The sequence below is a fragment of the Flavobacterium algicola genome (assembly GCF_022399565.1).
GTDB classification, from domain to species: Bacteria; Bacteroidota; Bacteroidia; order Flavobacteriales; family Flavobacteriaceae; genus Flavobacterium; species Flavobacterium algicola.
Genome location: NZ_JAJTUT010000005.1, coordinates 36,856 through 52,128, shown reverse-complemented (window position 1 = coordinate 52,128; position 15,273 = coordinate 36,856). Strand labels below are relative to the sequence as shown.

Below are 15,273 nucleotides of genomic sequence, written 5' to 3'. Positions count from 1 at the left end.
AATGCGTATCTCGGTTATTATTCCTGCTTATAATGTGGAGCGTTTTATTGAAAAAGCGATTACATCAGCTACCCAGCATTCGGAAGTTTATGAAGTAATTGTAGTAGATGATGGGAGTACTGATGATACGTGTTCAATAATTGAGAAACTACAAAAGACAAACGCCAAAATAAAACTATTTTATCATGAGGGTAATCTAAATAAAGGCCGATCTGCAACTCGAAATAAAGCTATACGAGAAGCAACAGGCAATTTTATTTCATTTCTCGATGCTGATGATTACTATTTAGAAAATAGGTTTATTAATGATAGCAAGGTTTTTAAAAATAATGCAGGATGCGAAGGTGTTTATAATGCAGTAGGATTTCAATTTTATAGGCAAGCCTCAGAGCAAGAGAAAAAAAATCCTATGTTAAATACGATAAATAGGGTTGTACCTCCTCACGAATTATTTGAAGCGGTAGTTTCAAGTAAATATGGGTATTTGCATTTAAATGGACTAACTGTTAAGAAGGAAGTTTTTGATACTGTTGGGTATTTTAATGAAAATTTGAAAGTAGCTGAGGATTCTGACTTTATATACAAACTAGCACTTAAGCATTCAATTTGTACGGGTATAATTGATGCTCCCTTGGCTATGAGAGGAATTCACGATATAAATATTTTTGATCAAGTCGAGATATATAAAATCTATAATATAAAAATGTATGAATCAGTAATTAAATGGAGTTGTGAGAATAAAATTGCTCTTTCAAAAATTGACAGAACATTGCATTTTTTATGGCTTTTTAAATTCAAAGAAGGTAATAGCTTATTTACTGATTCTTGGTATTGGATTAAATTTTGTTTAACTACCCCTCGTATTTTATTTTCTCCTTTATGGTTGAAGTATTTTCCTGTCGTTAGAAAAAGGCAGTTACTTTTTCCTTTTATTTACAACATTAAAAAGAGGTAAATTGAAAAGAAAAATCGCCATAATAACCATCAACTATAACAACCTGGTAGGTTTACAAACAACCTTGAATAGTGTTGCAGCTCAAACTTACCAAGATTTTGAGCATATCATTATTGATGGAGGTTCAACTGATGGTAGTGCAGATTATATCAAAAGTCAGGCGCATCGCTTTGTCTATTGGGTAAGTGAGACAGACAAAGGCGTATACCATGCCATGAACAAGGGCATTGCCAAAGCGTCTGGAGAATACTTGCTTTTTTTAAATAGTGGAGACCATTTTTTTAATAATACGGTATTGGAGAAAAATATTCATCACGTCAGTAATTATGATTTGATTTACTTTAATATGTTTATCAGTGGAGAAAATAAAAATTTTTTAAAGGAATATCCAGCTACGTTATCGTTTGCTTATTTTTTAAAGGACAATTTGCCACATCCTTCTATTTTTATAAAAAAAGATCTTTTTAAAACGGTAGGCTATTTTGACGACAACTTGAAAATTGTAGCAGACTGGAAATTTTTTATCGATAGTATATGTAGGTTCAATGCGTCATACCTGCATGTAGATAAAACCTTGACTACTTTTTATTTTGACGGAATTAGCTCTTTACCCAAAAATAAAGGTATTATTGATCATGAAAAAGACCAAGTTTTAAAAAGTAATTACGTTGCATACATGCAGGATTTAGATGATGTGTTAAAAAACCTGACTATCATTCATAATTTAAGACGGTCTAGAATAATACAGATGTTGATAAAACTCGGTTTTTTAAATAAATTTTGAGATGGATGTAGTAGTATCAATAATAGTTCCTTGTTACAAGCAAGCTCATTTTTTAAGTGAAGCACTGCAGTCGGTATTGGATCAAAGCTATACAAAATGGGAGTGTTTTATAGTCAATGATGGTAGTCCAGATCATACCGAAAAAGTTGCAAAAGAATGGACAGCAAAAGACCGTAGATTTCGATATATTTTTAAAGAGAATGGTGGCCTGCCATCTGCCAGGAATGCGGGTATTAGTGTTAGTGAAGGAGCCTTTATTTTGGCCTTGGACGCAGATGATATTTTACATCCAGATTACCTGCATAAGACAGTGCCTGTATTATCCGAAAATGAAAATTTAGGAGTGGTATCTTGTTATCGCTACTTTTTTAAAAATAACATTTCAAACATCATTCATGAATTCAAGACTATTGGTACTCATTATCGTGATTTGATGTTTGAAAATCAATTAATGCCTTCGTCTTTATATCGCAGAAAATGTTGGCTTGAGGTAGGTGGTTATGATGAAAGCATGATAAAAGGATTTGAAGATTGGGAGTTTTGGCTTAACATTACAAAAAGAGGTTGGAACTTTACATTTGTAGAAGAATTTTTATTTTACTATCGAAAATCAGAGCAGTCTATGCTTGTCGATACAATTAATAATTCTGCCGAAGCCAATACAGAATATATTTTTAAAAAACATAAAGAATTATACATTAAACATTTTGATAATACTGCGGAAGTACTTTTCTATTACATCAAGACACATCGTCTTGGGAAAATTGAGATTCGGAATTCTTTAGAATATAAAATTGGAAAACTGATAATGAAACCTTTTATAGTTATAAAAAAGGTCAGTAACAGTATTTTTAAAAATAGTAAATAGATTTTTATAAAAAGTCACATCGATGGACGAATTTAAATAAGGATAGGTTTCAATGAGAAAAGATATTAATAAGTATAAAAAAGATTGGTTTATAGAACTAAGCAGCAAGAAGTTGCCTATTTCTACTTATTTGGTAAGAAGATCATTGTTGGCTGCAGTTACAGAATTAAAACCTTTATTGCATGGGAAAGTACTTGATCTTGCATGCGGTATTATGCCGTATAAAGATTTTTTAATGTCTGAAAGTATAGAACAGTATATTGGTGTAGATTTAGAACCTACGGAATACCATCATGATGTTAAACCAGATCTATATTGGAACGGCAGTGAGATTCCGTTACCAGATGCCTCAGTTGATTTTGTTTTGGCAACAGAATTTTTGGAGCACTACTTTGATACAGCTATGGTTTTAAAGGAGGTAAAAAGGGTTTTGAAACCTGGCGGTGTTTTCTTTTTTACAGTTCCATCTATATGGCCTTTACATGAAGCACCTTATGATTACCATCGATTTACGCCTTTTGCCTTAGAAGAACATTTCAAAAAGGCTGAATTTTCCCAATCGAACATAAAATTGTTAGGAGGTAATTATTATTATTTTGCATTGTCAATTGCATTATTTTTTGAATTTCGATTTGCAGAAAAATTTCGAAAAGTAGTTAAACCTTTTTTGAATCTATATATTGCAGCTTTAGTTAAAAAAGATAATAAAATTGTAACAACACCATTTAAAAATAATCAAATGTATTCTGGTTTATATGGTTTTATAACTAAGTAGAATTGATGTGCGTTCTAGTATAAGCTATTATTCTTCATTGACATAAATTTATAATAGTTAAAATAATTTAGTAAAAGATAAATAATGATTTCAGTCGTTATTCGAAATAAAAATCAAGCTCCAGCACTTTCTTTTTTACTAAAGGTGCTAACGGAACGTTATAGCGCATCGATTAATGAAATTATCGTGATCGACAATTGCTCTATTGATGACAGTCAAAAAGTTTGCGAAAAGTATGGCGCCCGCTTTGTAACGATCGAAAAGTTCAGTTATGGAGGTAGTGCCAATCTGGCTGCTCAAGAAGCTATTGGTCCTATTGTAGTACTTTTTAGTGCGCATTCGTATCCGGTTAGCCATGATTTTTTTACCTTAATCCAAGAGAAGTTTGATGCCAACTCCAATTTGGCGGGCTTGCGCTGCCTGCACAGTACCAATGATTATCGAAATTACAGCTTGGGAATCACCGCAAAGATGGATCCTAATAAATCTGGATTGATTTTTTCGGGATCGGCTTTTAGTAAAAAAGTTTGGGAGCAACATCCTTTTCGGAACGATGTCGCTACTTTTGAAGACAAAGAATGGAGCAAACGTGTGATAGAAAAGGGGTACGACATCGAATTTGTTCCTTCGATTTTTCATTACGAAATCAGCAGAACTCCCGAACAAAATTTCTTTAGATTCAAAAATGACGTAATAGGTAATTACCAACTGTGGCATCAAGATATAAGTTTTGCACAAGCTGTTAAAGTTTTGTTAGGGAGTACATTGGCAGCATTTGAAAATTTATTTGTAGCGCTGTGGTACAACGGCAAAAGGTTTTTGTTTTTGATTAAATTCATTTGGAACAAACCAAATAAATTTTAGGATGATGACATCAAGTAAACAAGCCATACTCATTACGGCCTACAAAAATTATGAGCAACTCGAGGTTCTAATTAATCAGTTTGATAGTGGTTTTGAGATTTTTATTCATATCGATAAAAAAAGCGCATTGTCGGACAAGCAAAGAAATCATCTAATAGGTTTGAACAACGTTGCACTTGTGGCGCAGAAATATACTGTCAACTGGGGTGGATTCAATCATGTAAAATGTATTTTGTATTTGTGTCAAATGGCAATCAAAAATCCAGAAACCAGCCATTTTCATTTAATCAGCGGTGCCGATTTCCCGATAAAGAGCACCAAAGATTTTAGAATGTTTTTTCAAGATAATAAAACTGCTTTTATAGATTGTTTTGCAATTCCATTCTCAGGATGGAGTAAAGAAAACGGTGGTCTAGATCGACTGGAATACTACAGCCCTTATGATAGTCTTAATTCGAGAAAGATTTGGCAAAAAAAACTGCTGAAAAAAGTGATACACTGGCAGAAGAAATACAATATAAAGCGAAGTTGGCCTGCACAAATGCCAAAATTATATGCTGGTTCTACTTGGTGGTCTTTGGAGCGCGATTGTGTAGCACATATTATTAATTTTGTCGCAGCAAATTGGTATTTTTCTAAACGTTTTGAAAATACGTTTTGCGCAGAAGAATTCTTTTTCCAAACTATTTTAATGAACTCTGAATTTAAAAAGCGAATTCAAAGTAATAATTTACGCTTTATTGACTGGAACTATAAGAACGGGAGCAACCCTTCGATATTGGACGAAACAGATTTTAAAAATATCATTTCTTCAGAAGCTTTTTTTGCTAGGAAAGTAGCGTCTCCTTTTTCAGATACTTTAGTGTCAAAACTAATAAAAAGAACATCGGGTATCACCAAAGTTTAATAACGTTGTTTCCACTATGATGACCAGAGAAAATAATTTTCATTTTTTACGTTTTTTATTAGCATTATTTGTGGTGGTTACGCATTCCTATGCGTTATCGGGTAGTGATGAGAATGCACAATGGATAGTACGAATAAGCAATGGTCAATTGAACTGGTCCAGCATTGGATTAAACGGTTTTTTTGTAATAAGTGGCTATTTTATTTTTCAAAGTTTAGATCGTAGTACTACAATCGGCTCTTATTTTAAAAAAAGAGTTCTTCGTGTTTTTCCTGGATTGTTGGGAGCATTGATCATTACGATGATCGCGATTCCGTTTGTTTATGTTGGTGATAATTCCATTTTTAATCAACGCGATTATTATACGTATTTAGCCAATAATCTTAGTTTATTTGCATTTCAATCAATTGTTAAAGGTGTTTTTGATACCAATTATTACCATTCTATCAACGGTTCTTTATGGACCATTCGGTATGAATTTTTTTTGTACATAGCCTTGGCTAGTTTGTATTTTATCAAAGCAAACCAAATATTGGTGAGAGGACTTCTTTTTGTTTGTTTTATCTTTATGTATATTGTTTTTAACCTTTTTATAGACAAAGTTGCAGGAGCCAAAATAATAAATTTGCAGGGTTTTCCTCTTTTTAATTTGGGGACATTTTTTGTGATGGGTAGTCTATTGTCATCTGTAAATTTTGAAAAGTATTGCAACCCAAAAATGTTTTTGGCTAGTTTAACAATTATTGGTTTCTCTGTTTATTTTCAGTATTATGAGCTTGTAAAACATGTACTGTTTCCCGTTTTAGTTCTGAGTATTGGTTTTATTAAACTGCCTTTTTTTAGTACTTTTGGTAAATATGGAGATATGTCTTATGGTATTTATATTTACAGTTTTCCAGTGCAACAAATCTTGGTATATTTATTTGATTTGAAAGTCTATATCTTATTGGTAAGTTCTATTTTGATTAGTGTTGTGCTTGGATATTTATCTTGGCATTTGATTGAAAAACGTGCATTATTGTACAAGACAAGGAGATTTGAGAAATAAATAGTAACAATCAAGAAAAGCTGCTTTAAACAAGTATCTTCAAGTAAATTAACCACAATATTCATGATTATATTTCAGATCTTCAAGAAAATTTATAGAGACATAAAAAAATTTGTAAAACCACATCCACTATTTTCAATTTTAGATCATCATAGATTGTCAAAAATAAATAAGGATACTAAAGGTAAAGGGTTTTTATCTTTAAAACCCAAAGGGTGGTTGCATTCAATTAAAATTCGTAGAAACTATACAGACAAAGAAGTAGTATACTATGTTTTGCAAGATCAGTATCATTTGCCTCCTGATGTATCCAAAATACCAACTGCTCCTGTGATTTTAGATTTAGGTAGCAATATAGGACTCACAATCGTACACATGAAACAAGTTTATCCTAATGCAAAAATTATAGGATATGAAATGAATAAAGAGAATTATTTATTAGCAAAACACAACACAAAGTTTTACATGGACACACTTGTTGTGAATAAAGCAGTATGGATAGAGAATTCAAAAGTTACCTATAAAACAAGTTCTAATTTTGATGCTTATTCAATTGTAAATGATAATATATCTAATGAGAGTAATGATCTTGTAGAGGTAGATTCAATAAACATAAACAGTATTTTGAAAAATCATGAATTAAGTCATGTAGATTACCTCAAAATGGATATTGAAGGTGCCGAAATAGCAATTCTTGAATCCCATGATTTAGGTTGGATGGACAGTGTTAACAGTATGAATATTGAAATGCATTTGGATCCAGATAATGATCTAAAGAAGTTTATTGAAATTATAGAAAAAAAGGGTTTTTTAGTTTGGAAAGACACAAAACACTGGTCAAGCATTTTTGCTGTTAGAAAAAATCTTTAAGTTGTCATAATCGAACTTAGCAAACAGTATTAAATTTTTATTTTTACGTAAATTGACTTTATTTGATCCCAGTTATGAGTTCTAGAATTTCTGTAATAATACCTTGTTATAATCAAGCCCAATTTTTAGATGAGACACTAAGATCAGTCTTAAATCAAACCTATGTAAATTGGGAATGTATAATAATAGACGATGGCAGCACAGATAGCTCAAAGGATGTAGCTATGAAATGGTGTACACTTGACGAGCGATTTCGGTACGTGTTCCAGACGAATGGTGGTTTAAGTAATGCAAGGAATAATGGATTGCAATTAGCAAAAGGAAAGTATATTCAGTTTTTGGATGCAGATGATTTATTAAAACACAATAAGTTCGAAAGTCAGTTAAGAGATTTGGAAAATGCTCAAGTATCAGTTTCGGATTATTTCTCCTTTGTAGATGGGAATATACTAGAATTGGCAAAGCATCGCTATTTGAGCCCATTTGTTTCTGAGGTAAATTTTAAGAAGGATATTATTTTAGATTGGGAATATAGAATTTCTATTCCATGTCATGCAGTATTATTCCAAAAATCGTTAGTGGTTGAAAATTGTTTGTTATTTAATGAGGCACTTCCAAATCACGAAGATTGGGTTTTTTGGACGCAGTTATTCTATGTTTCGAAAAACATTACAAACAATAAAAATGTTTTGGCTCTTTATAGAATAAGAGAACGTTCGATGTCTACAAATTATGTTTTGATGCGTGATGGTTTTATTAAAGCGTCTGAAGTGCTTTTAAGTTATTTTAAAGAGAGAAATGAAAAGGAATTAGTGAAAGCTGTCCGCATAAAGCAAAAAGAAATAGTCAATAAAAATACGGAACCTCTTTTGAAAAAAATTAAAAAAGCAATAAAAAGTAAATTAACTTTTATATACAAATATGTCAAAAGTAATTAAACCGATCGCGATATATCTTCCGCAATTTCATCCTATACCTGAAAATGATGAGTGGTGGGGCAAAGGTTTTACAGAATGGACCAATGTAACAAAAGCAACTCCACGTTTTGAAGGGCATTATCAACCCCACCTACCTGCAGATTTAGGGTTTTATGACTTGCGACTTGAAGATGCAAGATTAGCACAAGAGGCCATGGCCAAGCAATTTGGTATATATGGCTTTTGTTACTATCATTATTGGTTCTCTGGTAAAAGGTTGTTGCATGAGCCTTTAGACAGAAAGCTAAAAAATGACAAAGAAGATTTTCCTTTTATGTTGTGTTGGGCGAATGAAAACTGGACCAGAACATGGATATCAGCAGAACAAGATGTTTTGTTAAGACAAGACTATTCAGAAGCAGATGATTTAAACCATATTTTACATTTGCTGACATATTTCAAGGATTCAAGGTATATTAAAGTCAACGGTAAGCCTATTTTTATACTTTACCGATATGAGTTATTTCCAGATATTGAGAAAACAATAAAGCTTTGGAAAGATGAAGTTAAAAAAGCTGGTTTTCCGGATCTATATATTGGTTTTGCCAGAAAATCAAATTTAGATATCGTTCCTGATTGTTTTGATTTTGCATTTGAATTTCAACCTAGTTATTCCGATACACCGCAAGCAACAAAAGCGAGTTATTCCACACGATTAAAAATTAAAGTAGAAAAATTGCTCCGAATCTACAATCCTGCTAAATTAGTAGTACATGATTATGAAGCCTATTCCAAAGTTCAAATGAATTTAAAATACAGTCCAGCGGTTTATCCGGGAATTACACCGATGTGGGACAATGCGGCTAGAAAGGAAAATTATCCATTTATTTTAAAAGATTCAACGCCAGAAAAATATGGTGCTTGGTTAAGCCATATTAAAAGTAACTACAAATGGGAACTGGTTCCTGAACCTTTTTTGTTTATCAATGCATGGAACGAATGGGCAGAAGGGAATCATTTGGAACCTTGCCAGAAATGGAAGTCGAAATATCTAGAAGTTACGCAAGAGGTGCTTGAAAACCGCGATAAAAGTTAAAAATGCCAAACCCTACAGTAAGCATCTTCATGCTCACCTACAATCAAGAGCAATTCATCGGTCAAGCCATCGATAGTATTTTGCGTCAGCAAACCACTTTTAATATTCAATTGGTAATTGGCGAGGACTACAGTACCGATGCTACCAGACAAATATGTGAAGAATTTGCTCGTAACAATGGCAATCGTATAAAATTACTACCGTCTTTAGGTCGTAATATTGGACTGATTGCCAATTATATGCGAACCATAAAGGAGTGTGACGGTACTTATATTGCGATATGTGATGGAGATGACTATTGGATAGATGATTTTAAATTACAAAAGCAAGTTGATTTTTTGGAGCAGCAGCGTGACTATAGCATGGTGTACACAGGCATTCAAAAATTATACGAAACTGGCATTTGTAAAAATTACACCTACCATTTAACTAAAACCGATTTGAATTTTGATGATTTGGTTTTGGATAATTTCATCCATTCGGTTTCGGTATTGTTCAGAAACACCTTGTCAGAGGATCATTTTTTACCATCATGGATAGCTAAATTTCCTTTTGGAGATTGGCCATCGTATTTGTGGACTTTAAAAGATGGAGGCAAAATTCAATATCTAGAAGATATAACTGCCGTCTACCGCATGGATATTGGGGTCTCGGCACAATACATGAAAAAAAATAGTGCTTTCCAGCAAACCTTAATCGACTTGTTGGAAGAAATGCATTCAGATCCGAATTTTTCACGTCATCAAGTCAGTATTGCATGTAGCATTTTAGTACGACAAAGAGATCAAATGACTAGCTATAATCGAGAGCGTTCCTATCACAATGGGTTTATCGTGTATTTGAAATTATTAGCTAAGAGTCCGTCAAAGTTAAAATTGAGTAAATTGTATTGTCATTCTATTTATAAAAGTTTAATTCCAATAAAGAAAAAATGAAAATACTAATGGTTTCGATACCCAATCATCATTTTTTTCAATGGGTCAACCAATTGGAGGAGTCAGGCTACGAGGTATATTGGTTTGATATCACAGACGGCGGTGCGAAAGTGGATCGTATCGACTGGGTGACACAAGGCAAAGGCTGGAAACAAAAATGGGATTTTCCCTTTAGACATACCTTAAAAGCAAAATTGCCAAAGTGGTACCAAAGTATTCAGAAGATTAACGAGCGCAATGTGACTGCCGTTTTTAAGGACTTACTTGTAACATTTAAACCCGATATTGTGCATTGCTTTGAGATGCGATTATCAGGTTTCCCGATACTTAAAGTAATGGAGGAAAACCCTACAATAGACTTTGTTTACTCGTCATGGGGGAGCGATCTTTTTTTCTATGAAGAGCTAGGGGGTACAAAACAAAAAGTAAATCGTTTTTTAAGAAGGGTAAATTACTTGATCACAGACTGCAAACGTGATCACAGGATTGCCTCTCAAAATGGATTTACCAATACATTTCTTGGAGATTACATTGGCAATGGTGGTCTTGATATAAAATTGAGTGATATTGCGTCACAAGAAGAAAGAAGAATAATTATTATAAAAGGATACGAAGATGGCGTAGGGAAGGCCATCCAAATTATTGATGCAATAGAAAGTCTACCTGCTTCATTGTTGCATAATCTAGAAATTGTTATTTACAGTGCTGATTCAATTTTAAAAGAACGAATTGAAAGCTCTGCTTTTTTTAAGCAACTGCAAGTTACAGTTCATGTCAGAGGGCAATTTATAGCCAATGCTGATTTGCTGAAAATTATGGGACGAAGCCTCATTCATCTCGCTAATAGCATTTCAGATGGTTTGCCAACAAGTAGTGTCGAAGCTATTGGAATGGGCGCTTTTCCGATTCAGTCCAATCCAGGAGGTGTATCTGAAGAAGTGATAAAACATGGTGTAAATGGTTTTCTAATCGAAGACCCCTACAGTATATCTGAGATTGCAATATGTATAAAAAAAGCATTAGAAAATGAGACGATGCGAGCCCAAGCCCAAGCGTACAATGTTGCGTATGTGCAAGAAAATTTCAACAGAGATTTAATGCGACCAAAAATAGTAGCATTGTATCAAAACGTTAATAGCAAATAATGGATATTTCTTTTTTAATAGTTACAAAAAATCGTCCTAAAGAATTGCAGTATACCTTATCTAAAATTCATAAGATAAGAGATGAAGAGCGTCATGAAGTGCTAGTATTTATTGATGGCTGTGCTGCAACCGAAAAAATGCAATCTCAATTCCCATGGGTGCAGTGGACGGTTTCAAAAGAAAGCATCAGCGCCTCACCAGCGCGAGCGATTTTATACAAAAAAGCAGTTGGAGAAATTTTCATAGGTTTGGATGATGACGCTCACCCGATAAGCCAAGATTTTATTAAGAGTATTCAAAAAGACTTCGAAGAAAATCCTAATCTAGGTATTATTTCATTTCAAGAAGTGAAGGGTATTTACAAGTCAGATCAAGAAGCATGTTTACAAACCAAGCACAGCAATTCCTATATGACCAATGAATTTATAGGTTGCGGTTTTGCTATTTTGAAAAAAGTATATCAAGCCATCAATGGTTTTCCAGTTTGGATGGATATCTACGGTGAAGAAACAGCAGTTTCCATGGAAGTAATGGACCTGGGATATGACATTTTTTATGATCATACAATTGTTGTCAATCATAGAGTAGATCGAGAAAAAAGAAATATTCAAGGTAGAAATTATTTCCGTTTCGAAAGGCAATTACGTAATTCTTTCCGATTGTTTTTAGTATACGATCCAAACCCAATCAAAATTACGGCTACCTTATTAATTCATAATTTCAGGAAGTACGCGCTGACTGATACTGTGTATTTTAAATTGTATTGTAAGGCAGTGGGTAACATGTTTATCTTTTTTTTTAAAAGCCGAAAATATAGAAGGCCTATAAAAAAAGCAACTCAAATTCGAATGAAGTCTTTAAAAAATATTCCCTACTGAAAAAATTACTTTGATAATAAAAAATAAACCAAATGAAAAAAATAGCCATCCTTCCATTACGTAAAAACTCCAAAGGAATTCCAAGTAAAAATAAAAAGAAGATGTTGGGTCGTCCTCTATTTTCGTGGGCTTTAAGCGAAGCTGCTTTTTCAAATTTGGATGAGGTAGTTGTTTTTACAGATGACACATCCATTGTAGACTATATCAACAAAGAATATTATTGGAATCCAAAAATAAAAGTACTGATTCGCAATGCCGAGAATGCAACAGATACGGCTTTGACCGAAAGTGTTTTGTTGGAATTTGCAACACAAGTCAGTAATGATTTCGATGTTTTATGTTTGTTACAAGCGACCTCACCACTCACAACTGCGGCCGACATCAATGCCGTTTTGGATAAAGTAGAAAAGGAAGGTTTTGATTCGGCAATAACAGTGGTAAAAACCCATCGTTTTACTTGGAATGCAGATGGAACACCTCAAAATTATGATGTATTCAACCGACCACGCCGTCAGGATTTTGATGGGTTGTTGGTCGAAAACGGCGCAGTGTACGCGACTACAAAAGCCGCTTTTTTACAATCGAAAAATAGAGTAAGTGGTAAAATTGGTTTGATCGAAATGGAAGAGGCCAGCTATACCGAAATCGACAGTACGACCGATTGGGAAATTGTGGAGCAGTTGCTAGCGAATAGATTGCAGAAGAATAAAACGCACCAACGCATTGATTATTTAGTTCTAGACGTTGATGGGGTTTTCACCAACGGAGGTGTTTATTATGGTGCCGAAGGTGAAATGATGAAGTATTTTGACATGCGAGACGGAATGGGGCTTGAAATAATCAGGCAACAACAAGTTGAGGTAATCATCATGACTTCTGAAAATTCTGAACTGGTAGGACAACGCATGAAAAAGCTGCAGATTGAAAACTGCTTTTTGGGCGTAAAAGATAAATATGCTTTCTTAACACAGTTTTTAAAAGATAAAAAGGCGACTTTAGGTCAAGTTGCCTACGTAGGCGATGACGTCAATGATTTGGCAAATATTTGTAGTGTAGGTTGGTCTTTTTGTCCAGCCAATGGTACTGAAATTGTAAAACGTCATGCGGATTATGTACTTACCAATCCTTCTGCTGAAGGTGCTATCAGAGAAGTTTGTGAAGTGATCATGAAATATAATAAAAGATATTAATTGGGATTATGGTAGTGAATACACGGGCTTCGACAGGCTCAGCCTGACAAGGTGCTTTGATTTGTAATTATTTTACAATTTAATGTTGTCTGCCTGAGCTTGTCTAAGGCTTTTGCGGTCTGTATGTACGTGTCGGTTGGTGCGGGGCTTCGACAAGCTCAGCCTGACAGCGTGTTTTGATTTGTGATTATTGTAAAATTTGACGATTTTGTAATTGATTACGGTTGTCCGCCTGAGCTTGTCGAAGGTTTATGCGGTTTGTATGTGCGTGGCGGTTGGAATGGGGCTTCGATATGCTCAGTTTGACAAGGTGTTTTGATTTGTGATTATTGTAAAATTTAACGAATTTGTAAATGATTACAGTTGTCCGCCTGAGCTTGTCGAAGGCTTATACGGTTGGTATGTGTGTGACGGTTAGAATGGGGCTTCGCCAAGTTCAGCCTGACAAGGTGTTTAGATTTACGATTTTATTTTGTCGATAATGATTGTGCGAAGATTACGAGTTTATAAATGATTACGACTGTCCGCCTGAGCGTGTCGAAGGCTTCTGCGGTTTGTATGTTCGTGACGGTTGGAACGTGGGCTTCGACAAGCTCAGCCTGACAAGGTGCATTGATTTGTGATTGTTGTAAAATTTAACGAGTTTATAAATGGTTACGATTGTCTGCCTGAGGGTGTCGAAGGCTTATGCGGTTTGTATGTGTGTGACGGTTGGAGCGTGGGCTTCGACAAGCTCAGCCTGACAAGGTGCATTGATTTGTGATTTTTTTTAAATTTAACAAAGTTGCAAATGATTACGGTTGTCCGCCTGAGGGTGTCGAAGGCTTTTGCGGTTTGTATGTGAGAGACAATTGGAACGGGGCTTCGACAGGCTCAGCCTGACAAGGTGTATTGAATCACAAATTTTTTAATCTACAACAATCGTCCGACTAAGGTTGCTGAAGTCTTACAATTTGGAAGTAGAAACTCACTTTCTTCTTTAGAAAAATTTCTGATGTTGTTTTAAGTTAATTGTGCCATTAAATTATAATAAACAAATAAAAATAATTTTCTTTGTTTCCTAAACCCAAAGACATGACCACCTATAAAAAACCCTATGTTATTGCCGAAATTGGTTGCAACCACAAAGGAGATATTGAAATAGCGAAAGAACTCATTCATATCGCGAAGATTTTTTGCAATGTGGATGCGGTGAAATTTCAAAAACGAAATAATAGAGAGCTATTGACGGAGGAGCAATACAATGCGGCTCACCCAAATACAGACAATTCATACGGAGATACTTATGGTGCGCATCGTGAGTTTTTGGAATTTGATGTAGCGCAACATGCCGAACTTAAATCATATTGTGAGTCGATCGGGATGGTGTACTCTACTTCGGTTTGGGATACTACTTCGGCCAAGGAAATCGCTTCTTTAAAACCCGATTTTATAAAAATCCCATCGGCTTGTAATAATAATTATGAAATGTTGTCGTGGTTGTGTGAAAACTATCCGGGCGAAATCCATATTTCGACAGGAATGACGACAAAAAATGAAACGGAAGATTTGGTTCAGTTTTTTGTGTCGAAGAACAGAAATCTAGATTTGGTTCTTTACAATTGTACCTCTGGATACCCTGTGCCTTTTGAAGATGTGTGTTTGTTGGATATTAATATACTGAAACAAAAATACGAGCACTTGGTGAAATACATTGGGTTTTCGGGTCACCATCTGGGTATAGCGGTCGATGTGGCGGCCTACACTTTGGGAGCAAATATTATAGAAAGGCACTATACCCTTGACAGAACTTGGAAAGGAACCGATCATGCAGCTTCGCTAGAACCTATGGGAATGCGCAAGTTAACGAGAGATTTGAAAGCAGTACACAACGCACTTTCGTTTAAGGCTACAGATATTTTGCCAATTGAGCAAGTACAACGTGATAAGTTGAAGAATAAAAAAGGGTAATCAAATCGTACTTTTATACACTCAACCGCGTGAGGGATAGGAGCTAGCTACCAAAGTAGCGCGTATAGCCCGACAGCATAATAAAGAAGGG

The 15,273-nt window shown here is 34.5% G+C and carries 15 protein-coding genes; all 15 read left to right on the top strand.

What is annotated here, in order from left to right:
- Nucleotide 1: 1 nt before the first annotated feature.
- The 15 genes from LXH21_RS15635 to LXH21_RS15565 all read left to right on the top strand — a co-directional run bounded on the left by LXH21_RS15635 (nucleotide 2) and on the right by LXH21_RS15565 (nucleotide 15,182).
- Nucleotides 2–955: a glycosyltransferase family 2 protein gene (locus LXH21_RS15635; RefSeq protein ID WP_239868070.1), complete on the top strand. Its 954-nt coding sequence runs from the start codon at nucleotides 2–4 to the stop codon at nucleotides 953–955.
- 1 nt (nucleotide 956) lies between these two features.
- The gene (locus tag LXH21_RS15630) at nucleotides 957–1,739 is read left to right on the top strand and encodes a glycosyltransferase family 2 protein (protein WP_239868068.1); all 783 of its coding nucleotides are present in this window, start codon (nucleotides 957–959) and stop codon (nucleotides 1,737–1,739) included.
- A gap of 1 nt (nucleotide 1,740) precedes the next feature.
- Entirely contained in the window at nucleotides 1,741–2,607 is an 867-nt protein-coding gene (locus tag LXH21_RS15625; RefSeq protein ID WP_239868067.1) for a glycosyltransferase family 2 protein, read from the top strand.
- A gap of 52 nt (nucleotides 2,608–2,659) precedes the next feature.
- Complete coding sequence (locus LXH21_RS15620) at nucleotides 2,660–3,382, top strand: class I SAM-dependent methyltransferase (RefSeq protein WP_239868065.1); 723 nt, start codon at nucleotides 2,660–2,662, stop codon at nucleotides 3,380–3,382.
- Between the two features lie 84 nt (nucleotides 3,383–3,466).
- Nucleotides 3,467–4,246 carry a glycosyltransferase family 2 protein gene (locus tag LXH21_RS15615; RefSeq protein ID WP_239868063.1) on the top strand — a complete coding sequence of 260 codons (780 nt, stop codon included), beginning with the start codon at nucleotides 3,467–3,469 and terminating at the stop codon, nucleotides 4,244–4,246.
- Between the two features lies 1 nt (nucleotide 4,247).
- Nucleotides 4,248–5,153: a beta-1,6-N-acetylglucosaminyltransferase gene (locus LXH21_RS15610; RefSeq protein ID WP_239868061.1), complete on the top strand. Its 906-nt coding sequence runs from the start codon at nucleotides 4,248–4,250 to the stop codon at nucleotides 5,151–5,153.
- A gap of 16 nt (nucleotides 5,154–5,169) precedes the next feature.
- Nucleotides 5,170–6,201: an acyltransferase family protein gene (locus LXH21_RS15605; protein WP_239868059.1), complete on the top strand. Its 1,032-nt coding sequence runs from the start codon at nucleotides 5,170–5,172 to the stop codon at nucleotides 6,199–6,201.
- 63 nt (nucleotides 6,202–6,264) lie between these two features.
- Nucleotides 6,265–7,071, top strand: coding sequence for an FkbM family methyltransferase (locus tag LXH21_RS15600; protein WP_239868057.1), 807 nt, complete (start codon nucleotides 6,265–6,267; stop codon nucleotides 7,069–7,071).
- Nucleotides 7,072–7,145: 74 nt separating this feature from the next.
- The gene (locus LXH21_RS15595) at nucleotides 7,146–8,009 is read left to right on the top strand and encodes a glycosyltransferase family 2 protein (protein WP_239868053.1); all 864 of its coding nucleotides are present in this window, start codon (nucleotides 7,146–7,148) and stop codon (nucleotides 8,007–8,009) included.
- Nucleotides 7,993–9,084, top strand: a complete 1,092-nt coding sequence (locus LXH21_RS15590) for a glycosyltransferase WbsX family protein (protein ID WP_239868050.1) — start codon at nucleotides 7,993–7,995, stop codon at nucleotides 9,082–9,084. Before LXH21_RS15595 ends, LXH21_RS15590 begins: the two co-directional genes overlap by 17 nt.
- 2 nt (nucleotides 9,085–9,086) lie before the next feature.
- Nucleotides 9,087–10,019 (top strand): glycosyltransferase, encoded by a 933-nt coding sequence (locus tag LXH21_RS15585; RefSeq protein ID WP_239868048.1) that lies wholly within the window; start codon nucleotides 9,087–9,089, stop codon nucleotides 10,017–10,019.
- Nucleotides 10,016–11,164, top strand: a complete 1,149-nt coding sequence (locus LXH21_RS15580; protein WP_239868044.1) for a glycosyltransferase family 4 protein — start codon at nucleotides 10,016–10,018, stop codon at nucleotides 11,162–11,164. Before LXH21_RS15585 ends, LXH21_RS15580 begins: the two co-directional genes overlap by 4 nt.
- Entirely contained in the window at nucleotides 11,164–12,042 is an 879-nt protein-coding gene (locus tag LXH21_RS15575; protein ID WP_239868041.1) for a glycosyltransferase family 2 protein, read from the top strand. The genes LXH21_RS15580 and LXH21_RS15575 overlap by 1 nt, the downstream gene beginning before the upstream one ends.
- Before the next feature lie 32 nt (nucleotides 12,043–12,074).
- Nucleotides 12,075–13,232, top strand: a complete 1,158-nt coding sequence (locus LXH21_RS15570; protein ID WP_239868038.1) for an acylneuraminate cytidylyltransferase — start codon at nucleotides 12,075–12,077, stop codon at nucleotides 13,230–13,232.
- Between the two features lie 1,074 nt (nucleotides 13,233–14,306).
- Complete coding sequence (locus LXH21_RS15565) at nucleotides 14,307–15,182, top strand: N-acetylneuraminate synthase family protein (RefSeq protein WP_239868035.1); 876 nt, start codon at nucleotides 14,307–14,309, stop codon at nucleotides 15,180–15,182.
- Nucleotides 15,183–15,273 lie beyond the last annotated feature (91 nt).